The sequence below is a fragment of the Pseudomonas sp. MWU12-3103b genome (assembly GCF_023100615.1).
GTDB lineage: Bacteria > Pseudomonadota > Gammaproteobacteria > Pseudomonadales > Pseudomonadaceae > Aquipseudomonas > Aquipseudomonas putida_A.
Genome location: NZ_JALMEY010000012.1, coordinates 104,461 through 123,548, shown reverse-complemented (window position 1 = coordinate 123,548; position 19,088 = coordinate 104,461). Strand labels below are relative to the sequence as shown.

20 protein-coding genes and 1 other RNA gene are annotated in these 19,088 nt (G+C 59.9%); 16 read left to right on the top strand and 5 right to left on the bottom strand.

Features of this window, described 5'->3' with window-relative positions; genetic code table 11:
* Window positions 1-86 precede the first annotated feature (86 nt).
* Window positions 87-1,127 carry an NADP(H)-dependent aldo-keto reductase gene (locus M0808_RS19060; protein ID WP_003228063.1) on the bottom strand — a complete coding sequence of 347 codons (1,041 nt, stop codon included), beginning with the start codon at window positions 1,125-1,127 and terminating at the stop codon, window positions 87-89.
* A gap of 244 nt (window positions 1,128-1,371) precedes the next feature.
* Here M0808_RS19060 and rplM point away from each other — a divergent pair, with 244 nt between their 5' ends.
* The 7 genes from rplM (at window position 1,372) to M0808_RS19025 (ending at window position 6,258) form a co-directional block, all read left to right on the top strand.
* Entirely contained in the window at window positions 1,372-1,800 is a 429-nt protein-coding gene (gene rplM, locus M0808_RS19055; protein ID WP_003228062.1) for a 50S ribosomal protein L13, read from the top strand.
* A 14-nt stretch (window positions 1,801-1,814) separates the two neighbouring features.
* Window positions 1,815-2,207: a 30S ribosomal protein S9 gene (gene rpsI / locus M0808_RS19050; RefSeq protein WP_007961615.1), complete on the top strand. Its 393-nt coding sequence runs from the start codon at window positions 1,815-1,817 to the stop codon at window positions 2,205-2,207.
* Between the two features lie 270 nt (window positions 2,208-2,477).
* Window positions 2,478-3,071: a ubiquinol-cytochrome c reductase iron-sulfur subunit gene (petA, locus tag M0808_RS19045; RefSeq protein ID WP_003228055.1), complete on the top strand. Its 594-nt coding sequence runs from the start codon at window positions 2,478-2,480 to the stop codon at window positions 3,069-3,071.
* Window positions 3,071-4,282 (top strand): cytochrome bc complex cytochrome b subunit, encoded by a 1,212-nt coding sequence (locus tag M0808_RS19040; RefSeq protein ID WP_096797145.1) that lies wholly within the window; start codon window positions 3,071-3,073, stop codon window positions 4,280-4,282. The genes petA and M0808_RS19040 overlap by 1 nt, the downstream gene beginning before the upstream one ends.
* Window positions 4,282-5,064 (top strand): cytochrome c1, encoded by a 783-nt coding sequence (locus M0808_RS19035; RefSeq protein ID WP_007917027.1) that lies wholly within the window; start codon window positions 4,282-4,284, stop codon window positions 5,062-5,064. Before M0808_RS19040 ends, M0808_RS19035 begins: the two co-directional genes overlap by 1 nt.
* 146 nt (window positions 5,065-5,210) lie before the next feature.
* Entirely contained in the window at window positions 5,211-5,828 is a 618-nt protein-coding gene (locus M0808_RS19030) for a glutathione S-transferase N-terminal domain-containing protein (protein ID WP_007961620.1), read from the top strand.
* Window positions 5,829-5,844: 16 nt separating this feature from the next.
* Entirely contained in the window at window positions 5,845-6,258 is a 414-nt protein-coding gene (locus tag M0808_RS19025) for a ClpXP protease specificity-enhancing factor (protein WP_003228047.1), read from the top strand.
* A gap of 134 nt (window positions 6,259-6,392) precedes the next feature.
* Here the strand turns inward: M0808_RS19025 and M0808_RS19020 are convergent, their stop codons facing one another.
* From M0808_RS19020 to M0808_RS19005, 4 genes are all read right to left on the bottom strand, one after another.
* Entirely contained in the window at window positions 6,393-6,971 is a 579-nt protein-coding gene (locus tag M0808_RS19020; RefSeq protein WP_007961621.1) for a BON domain-containing protein, read from the bottom strand.
* The gene (locus M0808_RS19015; RefSeq protein ID WP_007961622.1) at window positions 6,968-7,561 is read right to left on the bottom strand and encodes a phosphoheptose isomerase; all 594 of its coding nucleotides are present in this window, start codon (window positions 7,559-7,561) and stop codon (window positions 6,968-6,970) included. The genes M0808_RS19020 and M0808_RS19015 overlap by 4 nt, the downstream gene beginning before the upstream one ends.
* A gap of 104 nt (window positions 7,562-7,665) precedes the next feature.
* On the bottom strand, window positions 7,666-8,028 hold the full coding sequence (locus M0808_RS19010) for a YraN family protein (RefSeq protein WP_027612188.1): 363 nt from the start codon (window positions 8,026-8,028) through the stop codon (window positions 7,666-7,668).
* Window positions 8,028-9,839 (bottom strand): penicillin-binding protein activator, encoded by a 1,812-nt coding sequence (locus tag M0808_RS19005; protein WP_247842137.1) that lies wholly within the window; start codon window positions 9,837-9,839, stop codon window positions 8,028-8,030. Before M0808_RS19005 ends, M0808_RS19010 begins: the two co-directional genes overlap by 1 nt.
* A gap of 177 nt (window positions 9,840-10,016) precedes the next feature.
* Between M0808_RS19005 and rsmI the strand changes: the two genes are divergently transcribed.
* The 9 genes from rsmI (at window position 10,017) to mraY (ending at window position 19,084) form a co-directional block, all read left to right on the top strand.
* Complete coding sequence (gene rsmI, locus M0808_RS19000) at window positions 10,017-10,922, top strand: 16S rRNA (cytidine(1402)-2'-O)-methyltransferase (RefSeq protein WP_123587826.1); 906 nt, start codon at window positions 10,017-10,019, stop codon at window positions 10,920-10,922.
* A 73-nt stretch (window positions 10,923-10,995) separates the two neighbouring features.
* Window positions 10,996-11,349: RNase P RNA component class A (gene rnpB / locus M0808_RS18995), an RNA gene on the top strand.
* Window positions 11,350-11,750: 401 nt separating this feature from the next.
* Window positions 11,751-12,206 carry a division/cell wall cluster transcriptional repressor MraZ gene (gene mraZ / locus M0808_RS18990; protein ID WP_003228026.1) on the top strand — a complete coding sequence of 152 codons (456 nt, stop codon included), beginning with the start codon at window positions 11,751-11,753 and terminating at the stop codon, window positions 12,204-12,206.
* Between the two features lie 2 nt (window positions 12,207-12,208).
* Window positions 12,209-13,150 carry a 16S rRNA (cytosine(1402)-N(4))-methyltransferase RsmH gene (gene rsmH / locus M0808_RS18985; protein WP_097086287.1) on the top strand — a complete coding sequence of 314 codons (942 nt, stop codon included), beginning with the start codon at window positions 12,209-12,211 and terminating at the stop codon, window positions 13,148-13,150.
* The gene (ftsL, locus tag M0808_RS18980; RefSeq protein WP_007961627.1) at window positions 13,147-13,440 is read left to right on the top strand and encodes a cell division protein FtsL; all 294 of its coding nucleotides are present in this window, start codon (window positions 13,147-13,149) and stop codon (window positions 13,438-13,440) included. The genes rsmH and ftsL overlap by 4 nt, the downstream gene beginning before the upstream one ends.
* Window positions 13,440-15,179, top strand: a complete 1,740-nt coding sequence (locus tag M0808_RS18975; RefSeq protein ID WP_171061849.1) for a penicillin-binding protein 2 — start codon at window positions 13,440-13,442, stop codon at window positions 15,177-15,179. The genes ftsL and M0808_RS18975 overlap by 1 nt, the downstream gene beginning before the upstream one ends.
* Complete coding sequence (locus M0808_RS18970) at window positions 15,179-16,642, top strand: UDP-N-acetylmuramoyl-L-alanyl-D-glutamate--2,6-diaminopimelate ligase (RefSeq protein ID WP_097086212.1); 1,464 nt, start codon at window positions 15,179-15,181, stop codon at window positions 16,640-16,642. Before M0808_RS18975 ends, M0808_RS18970 begins: the two co-directional genes overlap by 1 nt.
* Window positions 16,635-18,002, top strand: a complete 1,368-nt coding sequence (gene murF, locus M0808_RS18965; RefSeq protein WP_097086210.1) for a UDP-N-acetylmuramoyl-tripeptide--D-alanyl-D-alanine ligase — start codon at window positions 16,635-16,637, stop codon at window positions 18,000-18,002. The genes M0808_RS18970 and murF overlap by 8 nt, the downstream gene beginning before the upstream one ends.
* On the top strand, window positions 18,002-19,084 hold the full coding sequence (gene mraY / locus M0808_RS18960) for a phospho-N-acetylmuramoyl-pentapeptide-transferase (RefSeq protein ID WP_025109289.1): 1,083 nt from the start codon (window positions 18,002-18,004) through the stop codon (window positions 19,082-19,084). Before murF ends, mraY begins: the two co-directional genes overlap by 1 nt.
* The last annotated feature ends 4 nt before the right edge of the window (window positions 19,085-19,088 follow it).

The following is a 19,088-nucleotide window of genomic DNA, read 5'->3' as shown; positions in this document are numbered from 1 at the left end:
CTGGCCTCTTCGCGAGCAAGCTCGCTCCCACAGGTGCGGTGAGCCTCTGTGGGAGCGGGCTTGCTCGCGAAGCTTTTAGCGGTCGATCAAGGTGCCGGATTCGGGTGATCCTTGTGAATCGCCTCGATCCCCGCCAGCACTTCATCGGAAAGTTTCAGATCAAAACTGGCAATGTTGCTGTCCAGTTGCTCCAGCGTCGTCGCGCCAATGATGTTGCTGGTGACGAACGGTTGCTGGGTGACGAACGCCAAGGCCATTTGCGCCGGGTCCAGACCATGTTCCCGGGCCAGTGCCACGTAACGGCTGCAAGCAGCTTCCGACTGCGGGTTGAAGTAGCGGCTGAAGCGGCTGTAGAGGCTCAGGCGGCCTTTCGGCGGGCGCGCGCCACCTTCGTACTTGCCGGACAGGAAGCCGAACGCCAGCGGCGAGTAGGCGAGCAGGCCGCACTGTTCGCGGATGGCGATTTCCGCCAGACCGATTTCGAAGCTGCGGTTGAGCAGGTTGTACGGGTTCTGGATCGACACCGCACGCGGCCAGCCACGGGCTTCGGCCAGGGCAAGGAAGCGCATGGTGCCCCACGGCGTCTCGTTGGACAGACCGATGTGGCGGATCTTGCCGGCCTTGACCTGCTCGTCGAGGGCTTCGAGGGTGTCTTCGAGCGGCGTCAGGTTGGCCTCGATCTTGTGCTTGTAGCCCAGCTGTCCGAAAAAGTTGGTGCTGCGCTCTGGCCAGTGCAATTGATAAAGGTCGATGTAATCGGTCTGCAGGCGCTCGAGGCTGGCATCCACCGCGGCGGTGATGTGCTGGCGGTTATGGCGCAGGTTTTTGTCGCGGATGTAGTCGATGGTGTTGCCGGGGCCGGCGATCTTGCTGGCGAGGATCCAGTCGGCCCGATCACCACGGCTTTTGAAATAATTGCCGATGTAGCGCTCGGTGGTGGCGTAGGTGTCGGCTTTCGGCGGCACCGGGTACATCTCGGCGGTGTCGATGAAATTGATCCCGGCTTCCTTGGCCCGTTCGATCTGGGCGAAGGCTTCAGCTTCAGTGTTTTGCTCGCCCCAGGTCATGGTGCCGAGGCAGATTGCACTCACGTTCAGGTCGGTACGGCCTAGCTGGCGATAGTCCATCGGGTGCTCCTTGGGCAAAACAATCATAAAAGCAGGTTGAAAATTTTTTCGCAATCTGCATAATTGCCGACCTCTTTCTGCAGTGGAAGTGATGCGCCGCCGCCGAAGAATCTTGCCGTTGAACGGACGCGCCGACCCGAGCCCCCGAAAGCGTCTGTATCCGGCTGCCTTTGACTTGTCAAAGTACGCACTATTCAGTAAGATCCGCCGTCTTATTTACAGGCGGCCCCTGAGGCTATAAAGAATGAAAACTTTTACTGCTAAACCGGAAACAGTAAAGCGCGACTGGTTTGTCGTCGACGCTGCTGGTCAGACCCTGGGTCGTCTGGCCACCGAAATCGCGAGCCGTCTGCGTGGCAAGCACAAGCCTGAGTACACTCCTCACGTTGACACCGGCGACTACATCGTCGTAATCAACGCCGAGCAGATCCGTGTAACCGGCGCTAAAACCACTGACAAAATGTACTACTCCCACTCCGGTTTCCCGGGCGGCATCAAGTCGATCAACTTTGAAAAGCTGATCGCCAAAGCCCCTGAGCGCGTGATCGAGACCGCGGTTAAAGGCATGCTGCCTAAGAACCCGCTGGGTCGTGACATGTACCGTAAGCTGAAAGTCTATGCGGGCGCTGCACACCCTCATACTGCTCAGCAGCCCCAAGAACTGAAGATTTAACGGAATAGTTCATTATGTCGGCGACTCAAAATTACGGCACTGGCCGTCGCAAGACCGCAACCGCACGCGTTTTCCTGCGTCCGGGTACTGGTAACATCTCCATCAACAACCGCTCCCTGGACTCGTTCTTCGGCCGCGAAACTGCCCGCATGGTAGTTCGTCAGCCGCTGGAACTGACCGAGACTGTCGAGAAGTTCGACATCTACGTCACTGTCATCGGTGGTGGTGTAAGTGGTCAGGCTGGCGCAATCCGCCACGGCATCACTCGCGCTCTGATGGACTACGACGAAACCCTGCGTAGCGCTCTGCGCAAAGCTGGCTTCGTTACTCGCGACGCCCGTGAAGTTGAACGTAAGAAAGTTGGTCTGCGTAAAGCGCGTAAGCGTCCGCAGTACTCGAAGCGTTAATTCGTTTCCACGTTCAAAAAAGAACGCCCGATTCCTCACGGAACCGGGCGTTTTTTTATGCCTGCGATTTATCAAAAGAATTGCGCTGTGACAACTTGCCACATTCGTAGACCCCCTATACTGCAAGGCTTGAGGGTATGAGCTCCGGGTAATTCCCTTGTCAGAATTGGGGCTTTTCATTACCATCTCGGCAAAATTTTTATAAGTAACATTGATTTATTTAGTAGATGCCTGATTTAACAGGCCACAAAGCTGATGGGAGAGGACTGAATGAGCAATGACGGCGTGAATGCAGGCCGGCGTCGCTTCTTGGTAGCAGCCACATCCGTGGTGGGTGCTGCAGGAGCGGTGGGGGCTGCGGTCCCGTTCGTGGGGTCATGGTTTCCCAGTGCCAAGGCGAAAGCCGCCGGTGCACCGGTGAAAGTGAATGTCAGCAAGATCGAGCCAGGACAGCAGATGATTGCCGAGTGGCGCGGCCAGCCGGTGTTCATTGTCCGCCGTACTGCGGAAATCCTGGGGAATCTCAAGAAGATCGAGGGCCAGCTCTCCGATCCGACTTCCAAGAACTCCACGCAACCCACCTATGTCGACCCTGAAGTGCGTTCGATCAAGCCGGAAATTCTCCTGCTGATCGGGATCTGCACTCACTTGGGTTGCTCACCAACCTTCCGTCCCGAAGTGGCGCCTGCAGATCTGGGTAAAGACTGGGTCGGTGGCTATTTCTGCCCTTGCCACGGCTCCCACTACGATCTGGCTGGCCGCGTCTACAAGTCGCAACCCGCGCCTTTGAACCTGCCAGTTCCCCCGCATTCCTATGAGACCGATGACCTGATTGTCATTGGCGTCGATACGGAGAAAGCGTGATGAGCAAGTTCATGGATTGGGTGGATGCGCGCTTCCCCGCGACCAAAATGTGGGAAGACCATCTCAGCAAGTATTACGCGCCAAAAAACTTCAACTTCTTCTATTTCTTCGGCTCGCTGGCGCTGCTGGTGCTGGTCAATCAGATCGTCACCGGTGTCTGGCTGACGATGAGCTACACGCCGTCGGCAGAAGAGGCGTTCGCTTCCGTCGAATACATCATGCGCGATGTCGAGTACGGCTCGATCCTGCGTCTGCTGCACTCCACTGGCGCTTCGGCGTTCTTCATCGTGGTCTATCTGCACATGTTCCGTGGCCTGCTCTACGGTTCGTACCAGAAACCACGTGAACTGGTCTGGGTATTCGGCATGCTGATCTACCTGGCGCTGATGGCCGAGGCCTTCATGGGTTATCTGCTGCCTTGGGGTCAGATGTCCTACTGGGGTGCCCAGGTGATCATCTCGCTGTTCGGTGCGATTCCGGTGATCGGTAACGACCTGACCCAGTGGATTCGTGGTGACTACCTGATCTCCGGAATCACCCTGAACCGCTTCTTCGCCCTGCACGTGGTGGCCCTGCCGATCGTGATCCTCGGTCTGGTGGTGCTGCACATTCTGGCACTGCACGAAGTCGGCTCGAACAACCCTGATGGCGTCGACATCAAGAAGCACAAAGACGAAAACGGTGTCCCGCTGGATGGCATTGCTTTCCACCCGTACTACACCGTGAAAGACATCGTCGGCGTAGTGGTGTTCCTGTTCATCTTCTGCTTTATCGTGTTCTTCTTCCCGGAAATGGGCGGCTACTTCCTCGAAAAACCAAACTTCGAGCAAGCCAACCCGTTCAAGACGCCTGAGCACATTGCACCGGTCTGGTACTTCACACCGTTCTACGCGATCTTGCGTGCGATCCCGGACAAACTCATGGGTGTTATCGCCATGGGCGCCTCGATTGCCATGCTGTTCGTGCTGCCGTGGCTGGATCGCAGCCCGGTCAAATCGATGCGTTACAAGGGCTGGATGAGCAAAATCTGGCTGGTGGTGTTCTGCATTTCCTTCGTGATCCTCGGCATTCTGGGCGTACTGGCCCCGACGCCGGAGCGCACGCTGGTGTCGCAGATCTGCACCTTCCTGTACTTCGCCTACTTCATTCTGATGCCGTTCTACACCAGGCTCGAGAAGACCAAACCGGTTCCGGAAAGGGTGACTGGCTGATGAAAAAGTTATTTTTTGCTCTGATTTTTGCTGCTCTGCCTGTGCTGTCTTTCGCCGCTGAACACGGTGGTCCGGAGCTGGAAAAAGTCGATATCGACGTGTCCGACAAGGCTGCTCTGCAAGATGGTGCGCGGACCTTCGCCAACTATTGCATGGGTTGCCACAGTGCCAAGTTCCAGCGTTACGAGCGGGTTGCCGATGATCTTGGTATTCCCCACGAAATGATGCTCGAGAAGCTGGTGTTCACTGGCGCCAAGATCGGCGATCACATGAACATCGGCATGCAGCCGGCGGACGCCAAGACCTGGTTCGGTGCTGCTCCGCCGGACCTGACTTTGGTGGCTCGCGTGCGTGGTACTGACTGGCTCTACGGTTACCTGCGCTCGTTCTACGAAGATCCGGCACGTCCTTGGGGCGTGAACAACAAGGTCTTCCCGAACGTCGGCATGCCTAACGTGCTGGTCGGCCTGCAAGGGCGTCAGGTGGTGGGCTGCAAGCAAGTGCAGATCGTCGAGGACGGCAAGAAGCAATACGATCCGCTGACCGGTACGCCGCTGACCCATGAAGCGTGCGATCAGTTGACCATCGTGCCGAAATCCGGTGCTCTGAACGAAGAGCAGTTCGATGAGAAGGTCAAGAATCTGGTAACCTTCCTGGCTTACTCGGCTAACCCGGTTAAGCTGCAACATCAGCGCATCGGTACTTACGTCTTGCTGTACCTGGCGTTCTTCTTTGTGTTCGCCTACCTGCTCAAGCGTGAATACTGGAAAGACGTGCACTGATACGCTTCAAGCATTGCTGTTAATCGCGCGCGCCCAAGGGTTCCTCCGATAACGCAAGGTCTGGTTCGCCAGACATTGCGGGAGGCGCCCTCTGGGCGCGCGCGTTTTTCCGGTTCCGATAATTTCAACAAGCGAGGAGGATCGCCATGGGCGTGACCAATCGGTTGGCCTGTTACTCCGACCCCGCCGACCACTATTCCCACCGAGTGCGCATCGTGCTTGCAGAGAAGGGTGTCAGCGCCGAAATCATTTACGTGGAAGCTGGTCGCCAGCCGCCTAAACTGATTGAGGTGAACCCTTACGGCAGTCTCCCGACGCTGGTCGATCGCGACCTGGCGTTGTGGGAGTCGACCGTGGTGATGGAATATCTGGATGAGCGTTACCCGCATCCGCCACTGATGCCGGTTTATCCGGTGGCGCGTGCCAACAGTCGTCTGCTGATTCACCGTATTCAGCGCGACTGGTGTGGTCTGGTGGATCTGATTCTTGATCCCAAGTCCAAGGAGGCCGCGCGTGTCGTGGCGCGTAAGGAGTTGCGTGAAAGCCTGACGGGCGTGTCGCCGCTGTTTGCCGACAAGCCGTTTTTCCTCAGTGAGGAACAAAGTCTGGTGGATTGCTGCCTATTGCCAATACTCTGGCGTTTGCCGATTCTGGGTATTGAACTGCCGCGGCCGGCCAAGCCGCTGCTTGATTATATGGAGCGCCAGTTTGCGCGTGAGGCTTTCCAGGCGAGTCTGTCTGGCGTCGAACGCGATATGCGCTAAGGCTTAAGGAGCCGCTATGAACTCCAGTCGACCTTATCTGGTCCGCGCGCTCTACGAGTGGATTGTGGATAACGATTGCACCCCGCACATGCTGGTCAATTCCGAATATCCGGCGGTACAGGTGCCGCAAGGTTTCGCCAGTGACGGGCAGATTGTTCTGAACATTTCGCCCAGCGCCGTGCGCCACTTGCACATGGACAACGACGTGGTGACCTTCGAGGGTCGCTTCGGTGGCGTGCCGCACAGTCTGTATGTGCCAATCAGCGCGATTCTGGGCATCTACGCCCGGGAGAACGGGCAGGGCATGGTGTTCGATCTCGAGTCGCCGATGGATGACGAAGACGATATCGAGCCCGATGACGACTTGCCGCCACCGGACAGCGAGCCGCCGCGCCCAAGCGGCCGGCCAAGCCTGAAAGTGGTGAAGTAATAAAAAAGGCGACCCGAGAGGGTCGCCTTTTTTATTACGTAGGAGCTGCCGAAGGCTGCGATCTTTTGATCTTGTTTTTGACGATCAAAAGATCGCAGCCTCGTTTCACTCGACAGCTCCTACAGAAGTGCACCTCAGTCGATGTATTCGAACAGCTTCACGATTTTCTGCACACCGGAAACGCTCTGCACCAGGTTGGTCGCTTGTTGGGCTTCCTGCTTGGTCAGCAGGCCCAGCAGGTAGACGATGCCGTTCTCGGTCACGACCTTGATGCGCGAGCCGGGAATGCTGGCATCGGTCAGCATCTGGGTCTTGATCTTGGTGGTCAGCCAGGCGTCGTTCTGGCGGGCGAGGAAGCTCGACGGCGCAATCACTTGCAGCTCGTTGTGCACCTTCTTCACGCGCTGGACGTTGGCGGCGGCCTGTTCAGCCTTGGCCTTGAGGTCTTCGCGCGGCGTCTGGCCGGCGAGCAGCACCACGCCGTTGAAGCTGGTGACGACGATATGCGAGTCCTTGTCCAGGCCGGGGTCGGCCTTGGCCACGTTGACGCCGACTTTGGTCTCGATCAGCGAGTCGTCGATTTTGCTGCCGAAGGTTCGGGTGCCGCGGTCGTCTTCAATCGGCGCTTCACGGCTGGCATTCACCACCGAGGTGCAGCCGCTGATGCCGAGGCACAGGGTCAAGGCCAAAAGGCCAAGGCGATTAGGGGTCATTCTTCACTCCCGAACAGTTGGCTGTCGATCAGATCGCAGAGGCAATGGATCGCCAGCAGATGGACTTCCTGAATACGTGCAGTGACATGGGCCGGTACGCGAATCTCGACATCTTCAGGCAGCAGCAGCGAAGCCATGCCGCCGCCATCGCGGCCAGTCAATGCTACGACAATCATTTCGCGATCATGTGCGGCCTGGATCGCCTGAATAATGTTGGCCGAGTTACCGCTGGTCGAAATCGCCAGCAATACGTCGCCTGGTTGACCCAGTGCGCGGATCTGCTTGGAGAACACTTCGTTGTAGCTGTAGTCGTTGGCGATCGAGGTGATCGTCGAGCTGTCGGTGGTCAGGGCGATGGCCGGCAGGCTTGGGCGTTCGCGTTCGAAGCGGTTGAGCAGCTCCGAGGAGAAGTGCTGGGCGTCGCCGGCAGAGCCGCCGTTGCCGCACGAAAGCATTTTGCCTTCGTTGAGCAGGGCGTTGACCATGATCTGGCTGGCTTGCTCGATGTGCGGTGCAAGTACGTCCATCGCCTGTTGCTTGGTGTCGATACTGGCCTGGAAAAGCTGGCGAATTCGGGATTGCATGTCCATCTGTGTGACCTTAAGTAGCGCGGCTGTTCGGCACGTGAATGTGCAGCCCGCAAAGCAAAGAGCAAAAATTGTCGGTGAAAGTGTCCGGGGTGGTGTGCAGAGAATCAACCATCAAACGCATTCTGCAACCAGTTCAATTGATCCGGGTGCCTGTCGATGGCCACCACGTCGAAGCGGCAAGGGGAGTCGGCCCAGCGTGACTCACGCTGAAGAAAATACTGTGCGGCGAAAATCAGTTTCTGCCGTTTGCGCTCATCGATGCTAGCGAGCGCGCCACCCCATTGAGTGTTTTTTCTGTAGCGGACTTCGACGAATACTACTGTATCGCCATCAAGCATGACCAGATCAAGCTCGCCCCGTTTGCATGACCAGTTCTGCGCCAGCAGGCGCAGACCGTGGTGTTGCAGATGCTCGAGCGCCTGGCGCTCGGCATCCTTGCCGCTTTGCAGGTGCGAGCCGTCGGGCATCAGCGCGGGGTGTCCGGCAGGCGCTGAACCTGACCGTTGACGAACTGCGCCCATGGCAACTGACGTACGACGCGTTGGGTCTGGGTCATGCCCAGGCTGCCCGACTGACCTTCGATGCGGCTGTCCGGCAGCGCCTTCAACTGACCCAGGCGCGGTGCCAGACGGTAGGCATCGACGCCCATGGCGTACAGGCGGCCGAGGCTGCCGGCCGCTTGTGGCCATTGCGCGGTGACTTGCTGGCGCAGCGGGTCATTGGCTTCCAGCAACCACGGGGTTTCGCAGAAGCGCACACCGTTCATGTCGTTGTACTGGTTCACATCGCCGCTGGCGCTGTAGACGTGGGACGTTGCGTACACCGGAACGTCACCGGCGTACTGGAAGTTCAGGGTCGGCTTGATCTGCTGCGCCTGTTGCGGGGTGGCTGCGAGGAAGATGAACTCGATGTCCTGACGACGCGACGGCTGCGCGGCTACGTTGGTGCCAGCGGCGTTCTGCAGGCTCTTGGCGCGGGCTTCGCTCTGACGCAGCTGGAACATGTCGGCGATCTGCTGAGCCAGTTGCACCGGCTGATCGACACGTTCGGTGGCGACGATGCTGCCGCCATTGGCCTGCCAGTCCTGGCTGAACGCGCGCAGTACGCGGTCGCCCCATTCGCCTTTCGGCACCATGATCGCCGCGCGGTGCAGGCCGTCGGCGCGGGCACGACGCGAAACTTCGCGGGCTTCGTCTTCAGCCGCCAGGCCGAACTGGAACAGTTGCGCCGGACCTTGATCACCTTCGCTGTAGTTCAATGCGAGGGTGGTGATCGGCAGTTGCGGACGGGTGCTCAGTTGTTTGACCAGTGGTTTTTCCAGCGGGCCGACCACCAGTTGCACGCCGTCAGCCTGAGCCTTGCGGTAGAAATCGTCCATCGAGGTCAGCTTGGAGCTGTCGTAGAACTCGATGGCGGGCGGCTTCTGGCCGGCCTGTTGCGCTTGATAGTGCGCCGCCATGAAACCTTCACGCAGGGCCTTGCCGACCGAGGCCAGTGGGCCGTCTTGCGGCAGCAGCAGGGCGATCTTGCTCAGGGGCTGGCTGGCCAGTTCCTTGAGTTTGGTCAGGGGCAGCGGCAGGTTGATTGCCGCCGGGTGTTTCGGGTTTTGTGCGCGCCAGGTATCGATTGCGGCTTGCTGCTGTTCCAGGGTGCCGGCAGTTTTCACTGCCAGGGCCAGGCCCATCCAGCCACCGAGATCGTCGGAGGTATTGGGTTGCAGTTGATCGGTTGGCAGCGAGGCGATCAGTGTCCAGATCGCTTCGTGGTTCTTGCTCGCGGCTTCGCCTTTGAGCATTGGCGCGATGAAGATGCGCTCGCGAGCCGCAGCCAGGGTCTGGCCGTCGGCTTCCAGTGCGCGGGCATGCACGGTGCCGGTGCGCACTTGCTGGTCTTCCGGCATTTCGCTCAGATGCTGCAGGCTCGGATGGCTCAGGGCCGTCAGCGCGGCTTTCGGCTGATTGCGAGTCATCGCCAGCTCAGCGGACAGGGTGCTGGCGAAGATCTGCTGGCCTGGCTTCAACTGCTCCATCGGCACTTGTTGCAGGATCTGCGCGGACTGGCCGGCGTTGCCCTGGCGATATGCCAGGTCTGCCGCGCTCAAGCGCAACAGCGCGGCTTTTTCCGGCGTCTTGGCCTGGGTAGCCTGTTCGAGCAGTTGCTCGATGCTGGCATCCGGAGTCCGTGGAAGTTCGCCAAGGCTGGAGGAAGGGGAGCTAGCGCAGGCCGCCAGCAAGGCAGCGAGGCAGAGGGCAGTGAACAGCCGCAGGCAAGCGATCATGTAAGTGTTCCTGATACTCGATCAAATTAGCGTGGAATTGTACCCAAGCACTGGCCGGGGCGCGATGTTACTGGCGTGAATCAATCAATTTAGCTGGAGTAAATGTTGCAGCGGCGCACAACTGCGTGCAAAACCGCGCTTGGCTCATACGGTTCGCAAGCCTCGTGACGCGCTACAATGCCGGCTTTTACCGAACACGAGGTGTGCGCTTTGACTGCTCCAGGTCCTTTGAATTCCGCTGCTGGCTCGCTTTATGTGGTGGCGACGCCCATCGGCAACCTGGACGACATCAGCGCCCGGGCTCTGAAAATCCTTCGCGAGGTTGCACTGATCGCCGCCGAAGACACACGGCACTCGGCGCGGTTGATGCAGCACTTCGGCATTGCCACGCCGTTGGCCGCCTGCCACGAACACAACGAACGTGATGAAGGTAGCCGCTTTATTACCCGTTTGCTGGCGGGCGATAACGTCGCGCTGATTTCCGATGCCGGGACGCCGCTGATCTCCGATCCGGGTTATCACCTGGTGCGCCAGGCACGGGCGGCGGGGATCAATGTGGTGCCGGTGCCGGGCGCCTGTGCTTTGATCGCGGCGCTGTCGGCGGCGGGCCTGCCCTCCGACCGATTCATCTTCGAAGGCTTCCTGCCGGCCAAGTCGGCAGGGCGCAAGGCGCGCCTGGAAGCAGTCAAAGAAGAGCCGCGCACGCTGATTTTCTACGAGGCCCCGCACCGTATTCTCGAATGCCTGCAGGACATGGAAGCCGTGTTCGGTGGAGAGCGTCAGGCATTGCTGGCCCGGGAAATCACCAAGACTTTCGAGACGCTTAAGGGGTTGCCGCTGGCTGAGCTGCGTGCGTTTGTCGAGTCCGACAGCAATCAGCAGCGGGGGGAGTGTGTGGTGCTGGTCGCCGGCTGGTCTGCACCGGAGTCCGAAGACGCCGTCAGCAGCGAAGCGATGCGCGTGCTCAATCTGTTGCTCGAAGAGATGCCGCTCAAGCGTGCCGCCGCTCTGGCCGCGCAAATCACCGGCGAGCGCAAAAACGTCCTGTATCAGGTCGCACTGGAACAGCAGAAGGGCGAGTAACCCGTCGCGCAGACGGGTTTCACGGCTATTAGCGCTTGTTCTTCGGGCGCTCTGCCGTTAACCTGCGCGGCGGAGAGTCGATCGGACAGTCGCTGCCCTCTATGAAAATTAGGGGGGGGAGGAAAGTCCGGGCTCCATAGGGCGAAGTGCCAGGTAATGCCTGGGAGGCGTGAGCCTACGGAAAGTGCCACAGAAAATAACCGCCTAAGCGCTTCGGCGCCGGTAAGGGTGAAAAGGTGCGGTAAGAGCGCACCGCACGTCTGGCAACAGTTCGTGGCTAGGTAAACCCCACTTGGAGCAAGACCAAATAGGGTCCCAAGGCGTGGCCCGCGCTGGGACCGGGTAGGTTGCTAAAGATGTCCAGTGATGGCCATCGTAGACGAATGACTGTTCAAGACAGAACCCGGCTTACAGATCGACTCTCCACCTTTTTCTTTCCCTGCTTGAATCAATGGCATCAGGGCTGGTTATTATCGGCAGGCCTGCGCTAAAGTCCGGCAGCGGCAAATGCAGTAATAGCCATTTCCCACCTTGCTTCAATCAACAGCAGAAGCGCTTTTGTAATACCGAAAAAATCTTACTCTTAACAAATTACTTTAACTTCCGAGCGCAGCTTTCAGTGCTGCATCAAGTTATTGGTCAAAAGTGTCCGCCAATTTGTCGTTACCCCTCCTTTTAAGCTCCTAAATCTCCGTTCTGTAAGGGTTTTCCTTTGATCCGCGCCTTGACGGTGTGGTGGGCGCATTCCTATAGTGTGCGCAAGTGGCGGAAAGTGGCATGAAGTGGGTTTTTTGAGCTCAAAACGATAAAAATTGGAGAAACGCTGACGTGTTTCGCGGAGCTAACGCTATCAGTCTCGATGCAAAGGGCCGTCTCGCCATGCCGAGCCGGTACCGTGACGAGCTCGTTTCGCGTAGTTCCGGCCAATTGATCGTGACCATTGATGCCGTTGATCCGTGCCTGTGTGTCTACCCGCTCGACGAGTGGGAAATCATTGAAACCAAGTTGCGCGCACTCCCTTCGCTTCGCGAAGAGAACCGTCGCCTGCAGCGTTTATTGATTGGTAATGCCGTCGACCTCGAACTCGACGGCAGTGGTCGTTTTCTGGTTCCACCGCGTCTGCGCGAATACGCCAAGCTTGATAAGAAAGCGATGCTGGTGGGCCAACTGAACAAGTTCCAATTGTGGGACGAGGATGCATGGAACGCGGTGTCTGCCGCTGACCTTGCTGCTATTCAACAACCGGGCGCCATGCCTGATGAACTGCGTGATTTGATCCTGTGACTATTGATAGCGGCTTTAACCACATCACCGTACTGCTTGACGAAGCCGTCGAGGCTCTCGCCGTACGTCCTGATGGCTGCTATCTGGACGGTACGTTCGGGCGCGGCGGGCACAGTCGGCTGATCCTCAGCCAGCTCGGGACGGACGGTCGGCTCATCGGGTTCGACAAAGATCCACAAGCGATTGCCACCGGGCAAACGCTAGCGGCCGAAGACGGCCGCTTTGTCGTTGTGCAGCGCAGCTTTGCCGAGCTGGGTTCGGTGGTTGCCGAGCGAGGTCTGAGCGGCAAGGTCAGCGGTATCCTGCTCGATCTCGGCGTGTCTTCGCCGCAGCTCGACGACGCCGAACGCGGCTTCAGTTTCCTTAACGACGGCCCGCTGGACATGCGCATGGATCCGTCCCGTGGCATCAGCGCCGCCGAGTTCGTCAACACCGCGCCGGTGGAAGAAATCGCCCGGGTGTTCAAGGAATACGGCGAAGAACGCTTCTCCGGGCGCATGGCCCGTGCCGTGGCCGAGCGCCGCGACATCAAGCCGTTCGAGCGCACCGCTGATCTGGCCGAAGTCTTGAAAGTCGCCAACCCGGCGTGGGAGAAGGGCAAGAACCCGGCGACCCGTGCATTCCAGGGTTTGCGCATTCACGTCAACAACGAACTGGGCGATCTGGAAGCCGGCCTCGAAGCCGCCCTGGATGCTCTGGAGATCGGTGGCCGTCTGGTGGTCATCAGCTTCCACTCGCTGGAAGACCGCATCGTCAAACTGTTCATGCGCAAGCTGGTGAAAGGCGAAGCTGACAACCTGCCACGCAACCTGCCCGTGCGCCACGTGGCGTTCGAACCGAAAATCAAAATCCACGGCAAAGCGCAGACGGCCTCCGACGCCGAACTCAAAGCCAACCCACGTTCCCGTAGCGCTGTCATGCGTGTCGCGGAGAAGTTGCGGTGAGCAAGCTTTTCGCCAAGCCCCTGCCGGGCGGCAGCTTTATCATGCTGCTGCTGTTTATCGGCGTGCTCGTGTCGGCCATCGGCGTGTCTTACAGCGCGCACTGGAACCGGCAGTTGCTCAACAATCTTTATAACGAACTCAGCGTGCGCGACAAGGCGCAGGCCGAGTGGGGGCGCCTGATTCTCGAGCAAAGCACCTGGACTGCGCACAGCCGCATCGAAGTGCTGGCCACCGAACAACTGAAAATGCACATCCCTGGCGCGGCTGACGTGAAGATGGTGGCGCCATGATGAAACTCGAAGGGGCACTCTTCCCGTGGCGCTTCCGCCTGATGGTGGCACTGCTCGGCGTGATGGTCGCGGCGATCTGCTGGCGCATCATCGACCTGCAAGTGGTTGACCGTGACTTCCTCAAAGGTCAGGGCGATGCGCGCAGCCTGCGTCACATTCCGATTCCTGCTCACCGTGGTCTGATCACCGACCGTAACGGCGAGCCGTTGGCCGTGAGCACCCCGGTGACGACCCTGTGGGCCAACGCCAAGGAAATGCAGACCGCCAAAGAGAAGTGGCCGGCGCTGGCCGCTGCGTTGGGGCAGGATCCGAAAGCCCTGGCCGAGCGTCTCGAAGCCCAGGCCAACAAAGAATTCATTTATCTGGTGCGCGGGCTGACCCCCGAGCAGGGCCAGGCTGTGCTCGATCTGAAAGTGCCGGGCGTTTACGGCATCGAAGAATTCCGCCGCTTCTATCCGGCCGGTGAAGTTACCGCGCACATGGTCGGCTTTACCGACATTGACGATCACGGGCGTGAAGGCGTCGAGCTGGCCTACGACGAGTGGCTGGCCGGTGTCCCGGGCAAGCGGCAGGTCATCAAGGATCGGCGCGGTCGGCTGATCAAGGATGTCCAGGTCACCAAAAACGCCAAGGCCGGCAAGCCCTTGGCGTTGTCGATTGACCTGCGTCTGCAATACCTGGCCAACCGCGAGCTGCGCAACGCGATCATCGAGAACGGCGCCAAGGCCGGCAGCCTGGTGATCATGGACGTGAAGACCGGCGAGATTCTCGCCATGGTCAACCAGCCGACCTACAACCCGAACAACCGTCGCAACCTGCAGCCGGCGATGATGCGTAACCGCGCGATGATCGACGTGTTCGAACCGGGTTCGACCATGAAAGCGATCTCGATGAGTGCCGCGATCGAAACCGGCCGCTGGAAACCGAGCGACACCGTCGAGGTGTACCCGGGCTCCCTGCAGATCGGCAAGTACACCATCAAGGACGTGTCGAAGACCGAAGGTCCGGTACTCGACCTGACCGGCATTCTGATCAACTCCAGTAACGTCGGCATGAGTAAGGTCGCGTTCGATATTGGTGGCGAAACCATTTTCCGCCTCGCACAGAAAGTCGGCCTCGGCCAGGACACCGGCCTCGGCTTCCCGGGCGAGCGCGTCGGCAACCTGCCGAACTACCGCGAATGGCGCAAGGCTGAAACCGCGACGCTGTCTTACGGCTACGGTATTTCCGTGACCGCGATCCAGCTGGTGCACGCGTTCTCGGCGCTGGCCAACAACGGTCGTCTCGCACCGCTGACCCTGATCAAAACCGACAAGCCGCCGCAGACCACCCAAGTACTGCCGGAAGCGGTGGCGAAAACCATGCAAGGCATGCTGCAGCAAGTGATCGAAGCACCGCGCGGGGTGTTCCGTGCGCAGGTGCCGGCGTATCACGTGGCCGGCAAGTCGGGTACTGCACGTAAAACGTCGGTGGGCACCAAGGGCTACGCCGAAAACTCGTACCGTTCGTTGTTCGCCGGTTTCGGCCCGATGAGCGATCCGCGTTACGCCATCGTGGTGGTGATCGATGAACCGTCCAAGGCCGGTTACTTCGGTGGTCTGGTGTCGGCACCGGTGTTCAGCCGCGTGATGTCCGGCACCCTGCGTCTGATGAACGTGACCCCGGACAACCTGCCGACCACCCAACAGGCCAACGCTACGCCGGTCGTTCCGCTGAAAGCCAATGGAGGGCGCGGCTGATGTCTCTGAGTCTGAACAAGATATTCCCCCACGCCGGTCACGATCTGCTGATCCGTGAGTTGGCGCTGGACAGCCGCAACGTACGCGCGGGTGACCTGTTCCTCGCCGTGCCGGGCGGCAAGTTCGATGGCCGTGCGCACATCGCCGATGCCTTGCAGCGTGGTGCGGCGGCGGTTGCCTATGAAGTGGAAGGCGCCACCGTGCTGCCGATCACCGAAGTGCCGTTGATTCCGGTCAAAGGCCTGGCGGCGCAGCTGTCCGACATCGCCGGGCGCTTTTATGGCGAACCGAGCCATCACTTGAACCTGATCGGTGTCACCGGCACCAACGGCAAGACCAGCGTGACCCAACTGGTCGCGCAGGCACTCGACCTGCTCGGTCAGCACTGCGGCATCGTCGGCACGCTGGGCTCCGGCTTCTATGGCGCGCTGGAAAGCGGTCTGCACACCACGCCGAATCCGATTGCCGTGCAAGCAACCTTGGGCGACCTGAAAAAGGCCGGGGCCAAAGCCGTGGCCATGGAAGTCTCGTCACACGGTCTGGACCAGGGCCGCGTTACCGCATTGGCGTTCGACGTCGCGGTAATGACCAACTTGTCCCGCGATCACCTGGATTATCACGGCACCATGGAGGCGTACGCCGAGGCCAAGGCCAAGCTGTTCGCCTGGAATGACCTGAAGTGCCGCGTGGTCAACCTCGACGACGATTTCGGCCGGCAACTGGCCGCCGATAAACGCGATTCGCGCCTGATCACTTACAGCCTGCTCGACAGCAGCGCCTACCTGTTCTGCCGTGAAGCGCAGTTCGATGACCACGGCGTGCGCGCCACGCTGGTCACGCCGCAGGGCGAGCATCACCTGCGCAGCACGCTGCTCGGTCGTTTCAACCTGAGCAATGTACTGGCGGCAGTCGGCGCCTTGCTCGGTCTGGATTACGCCCTCGACGAAATTCTCAAGGTGCTGCCGAAACTCGAAGGCCCGGCCGGACGCATGCAGCGTCTGGGTGGCGGCACTCAGCCGCTGGTGGTGGTCGATTACGCCCACACCCCGGATGCCCTGGAAAAAGTTCTGACTGCATTGCGCCCACACGTCAAAGGCCAGTTGCTGTGCCTGTTCGGCTGTGGCGGTGATCGTGATCGTGGCAAGCGTCCGCTGATGGCCGAAGTGGTCGAGCGTCTGGCTGATCGCGTACTGGTCACCGATGACAACCCGCGCACGGAAGACCCGGCGCAGATTTTTGACGACATCCGCGCCGGTTTCAGCGCTGTGGATAACGTCACCTTCGTCGCCGGCCGTGGTCAGGCGATTGCGCAACTGATCGCTGGCGCTTCGGCGGATGACGTGATCGTGCTGGCCGGTAAAGGTCACGAGGACTATCAGGAAATCAACGGCGAGCGGCACGCTTTCTCCGATCTGGTCGAGGCCGATCATGCCCTCACCGCGTGGGAGGTGGCCCATGCTTAAGGCCCTGACATTGAGCGAACTGACCAACGTGCTCGACGCCCGTCTGATCAGCAGCGACGCCAGTTTTGATGGCGTCAGCATCGACAGCCGTGCGATCACCGCTGGCCAACTGTTTATTGCCCTGACCGGTCCGCGCTTCGATGGTCACGACTATCTGAACGACGTCGCCGGCAAGGGCGCGGTGGCGGCACTGGTCGAGCGCGAAGTCGTCGACAGCACCTTGCCGCAACTGCTGGTCAAGGACACCCGCCAGGCCCTCGGCCAGTTGGGTGCGCTGAACCGTGCCGCATTCACCCAGCCAGTTGCGGCTATCACCGGCTCCAGCGGCAAGACCACGGTCAAGGAAATGCTCGCGAGCATCTTGCGTACCCGCGGTCCGGTGCTGGCGACGCGCGGCAATCTGAACAATGATCTGGGCGCACCGCTGACCCTGCTCGAACTGGCCCCGGAACACACCGCCGCCGTAATCGAACTGGGCGCTTCGCGTCTGGGTGAAATCGCCTACACCGTCGGGCTGACCAAGCCACACGTGGCGATCCTCAACAACGCTGGCACCGCCCACGTTGGCGAGTTCGGCGGGCCGGAAAAAATCGTCGAAGCCAAAGGCGAGATCATCGACGGGCTGGCGGCGGATGGCGTCGCTGTGCTCAACCTCGATGACAAGGCCTTTGGTATCTGGAAGCTCCGCGCCGGCGCACGCAAAGTGCTGACCTTCTCCCTGAGCAATCCTCAGGCAGATTTCCACGCCAGCGACCTGAGCACCGATGCCCGGGGTTGCCCGGCCTTCAACCTGCATACACCTGAAGGTGTGGAGCACGTTCAACTGAACCTGCTCGGCACCCATAACGTCGCCAACGCCATGGCTGCCGCCGCTGCCGCTCACGCCCTGGGCGTGTCGCTGTTCGGCATTGCCACCGGGCTTGGCGCGGTACAACCGGTCAAGGGTCGCACCGTCGCGCAACTGGCGAAGAACGGCATGCGCGTGATCGATGACACTTACAACGCAAACCCCACCTCCATGTGCGCTGCCGTTGATATACTCGCCGGCTTTTCCGGCCGCACCGTCCTGGTGCTCGGAGATATCGGCGAGTTGGGCGACTGGGCGGAGCAGGGGCACCGCGACGTGGGCGAATATGCCCGGGGCAAGGTTTCCGCGCTTTACGCGGTCGGGCCGAACATGGTCCACGCCGTGAACGCATTCGGTAAAGAGGCGCATCACTTCGGCACGCAAGCCGAACTGATCCAGGCCCTCGACGCCGAGCAGGACACAAACACCACCATTTTGATCAAGGGTTCGCGCAGTGCAGCGATGGAAAACATCGTTGCGGCTCTGTGCGGGTCCAGTCTGGAGAAACATTAATGCTGCTGCTGCTAGCGGAGTATCTGCAACAGTTCTACAAAGGCTTCGCGGTCTTCCAGTACCTGACCCTGCGCGGGATCCTCGGTGTGCTGACCGCGCTGGTTTTGTCGCTGTGCTATGGCCCGTGGATGATCCGCACCCTGCAGAACCGTCAGATTGGCCAGTCCGTTCGTAATGACGGCCCGCAATCGCACCTGTCCAAGTCGGGTACGCCGACCATGGGTGGCGCACTGATTTTGTCTTCCATCGGTGTCAGCACCCTGCTGTGGGCTGACCTGAGCAACCGCTACGTGTGGGTCGTGCTGCTGGTGACTCTGCTGTTCGGCGCCATCGGCTGGGTCGACGATTACCGCAAAGTGATCGAGAAGAACTCCCGTGGCTTGCCAAGTCGCTGGAAATATTTCTGGCAGTCGGTGTTCGGTCTGGGCGCGGCGATCTTCCTTTATATGACCGCGACCACGCCGGTGGAGACCACGCTGATCCTGCCGATGCTCAAGGACTACAGCATTCCGCTGGGCGCCGGGTTCATCGTGCTGACCTACTTCGTGATCGTCGGTTCGAGCAACGCGGTCAACCTGACCGACGGCCTCGACGGTCTGGCGATCATGCCAACCGTGATGGTCGGCGGCGGTCTGGGGATTTTCTGCTACCTGTCGGGTAACGTGAAATTCGCTGAATACCTGCTGATCCCTTACGTGCCGGGCGCGGGCGAACTGATCGTGTTCTGCGGCGCGCTGATCGGTGCCGGTCTGGGCTTCCTCTGGTTCAACACTTACCCGGCGCAAGTGTTCATGGGCGACGTCGGTGCTCTGGCACTGGGCGCGGCACTGGGCACCATCGCAGTGATCGTGCGTCAGGAAATCGTCCTGTTCATCATGGGCGGCGTGTTCGTGATGGAAACCCTGTCGGTGGTTATCCAGGTTGCCTCTTTCAAGCTGACCGGGCGCCGTGTGTTCCGCATGGCACCGATTCACCACCACTTTGAACTCAAGGGCTGGCCCGAGCCACGCGTGATCGTCCGTTTCTGGATCATCACCGTGATTCTCGTGCTGATCGGCCTTGCCACCCTGAAGCTGAGGTAGAACG

What these genes read in the sequence shown, in the direction of transcription:
- M0808_RS19060 (WP_003228063.1), bottom strand. Translation starts at nt 1,127, where the DNA reads ATGGACTATCGCCAGCTAGGCCGTACCGACCTGAACGTGAGTGCAATC.
- rplM (WP_003228062.1), top strand. Translation starts at nt 1,372, where the DNA reads ATGAAAACTTTTACTGCTAAACCGGAAACAGTAAAGCGCGACTGGTTT.
- rpsI (WP_007961615.1), top strand. Translation starts at nt 1,815, where the DNA reads ATGTCGGCGACTCAAAATTACGGCACTGGCCGTCGCAAGACCGCAACC.
- petA (WP_003228055.1), top strand. Translation starts at nt 2,478, where the DNA reads ATGAGCAATGACGGCGTGAATGCAGGCCGGCGTCGCTTCTTGGTAGCA.
- M0808_RS19040 (WP_096797145.1), top strand. Translation starts at nt 3,071, where the DNA reads ATGAGCAAGTTCATGGATTGGGTGGATGCGCGCTTCCCCGCGACCAAA.
- M0808_RS19035 (WP_007917027.1), top strand. Translation starts at nt 4,282, where the DNA reads ATGAAAAAGTTATTTTTTGCTCTGATTTTTGCTGCTCTGCCTGTGCTG.
- M0808_RS19030 (WP_007961620.1), top strand. Translation starts at nt 5,211, where the DNA reads ATGGGCGTGACCAATCGGTTGGCCTGTTACTCCGACCCCGCCGACCAC.
- M0808_RS19025 (WP_003228047.1), top strand. Translation starts at nt 5,845, where the DNA reads ATGAACTCCAGTCGACCTTATCTGGTCCGCGCGCTCTACGAGTGGATT.
- M0808_RS19020 (WP_007961621.1), bottom strand. Translation starts at nt 6,971, where the DNA reads ATGACCCCTAATCGCCTTGGCCTTTTGGCCTTGACCCTGTGCCTCGGC.
- M0808_RS19015 (WP_007961622.1), bottom strand. Translation starts at nt 7,561, where the DNA reads ATGGACATGCAATCCCGAATTCGCCAGCTTTTCCAGGCCAGTATCGAC.
- M0808_RS19010 (WP_027612188.1), bottom strand. Translation starts at nt 8,028, where the DNA reads ATGCCCGACGGCTCGCACCTGCAAAGCGGCAAGGATGCCGAGCGCCAG.
- M0808_RS19005 (WP_247842137.1), bottom strand. Translation starts at nt 9,839, where the DNA reads ATGATCGCTTGCCTGCGGCTGTTCACTGCCCTCTGCCTCGCTGCCTTG.
- rsmI (WP_123587826.1), top strand. Translation starts at nt 10,017, where the DNA reads ATGCCGGCTTTTACCGAACACGAGGTGTGCGCTTTGACTGCTCCAGGT.
- M0808_RS18975 (WP_171061849.1), top strand. Translation starts at nt 13,440, where the DNA reads ATGAAACTCGAAGGGGCACTCTTCCCGTGGCGCTTCCGCCTGATGGTG.
- M0808_RS18970 (WP_097086212.1), top strand. Translation starts at nt 15,179, where the DNA reads ATGTCTCTGAGTCTGAACAAGATATTCCCCCACGCCGGTCACGATCTG.
- murF (WP_097086210.1), top strand. Translation starts at nt 16,635, where the DNA reads ATGCTTAAGGCCCTGACATTGAGCGAACTGACCAACGTGCTCGACGCC.
- mraY (WP_025109289.1), top strand. Translation starts at nt 18,002, where the DNA reads ATGCTGCTGCTGCTAGCGGAGTATCTGCAACAGTTCTACAAAGGCTTC.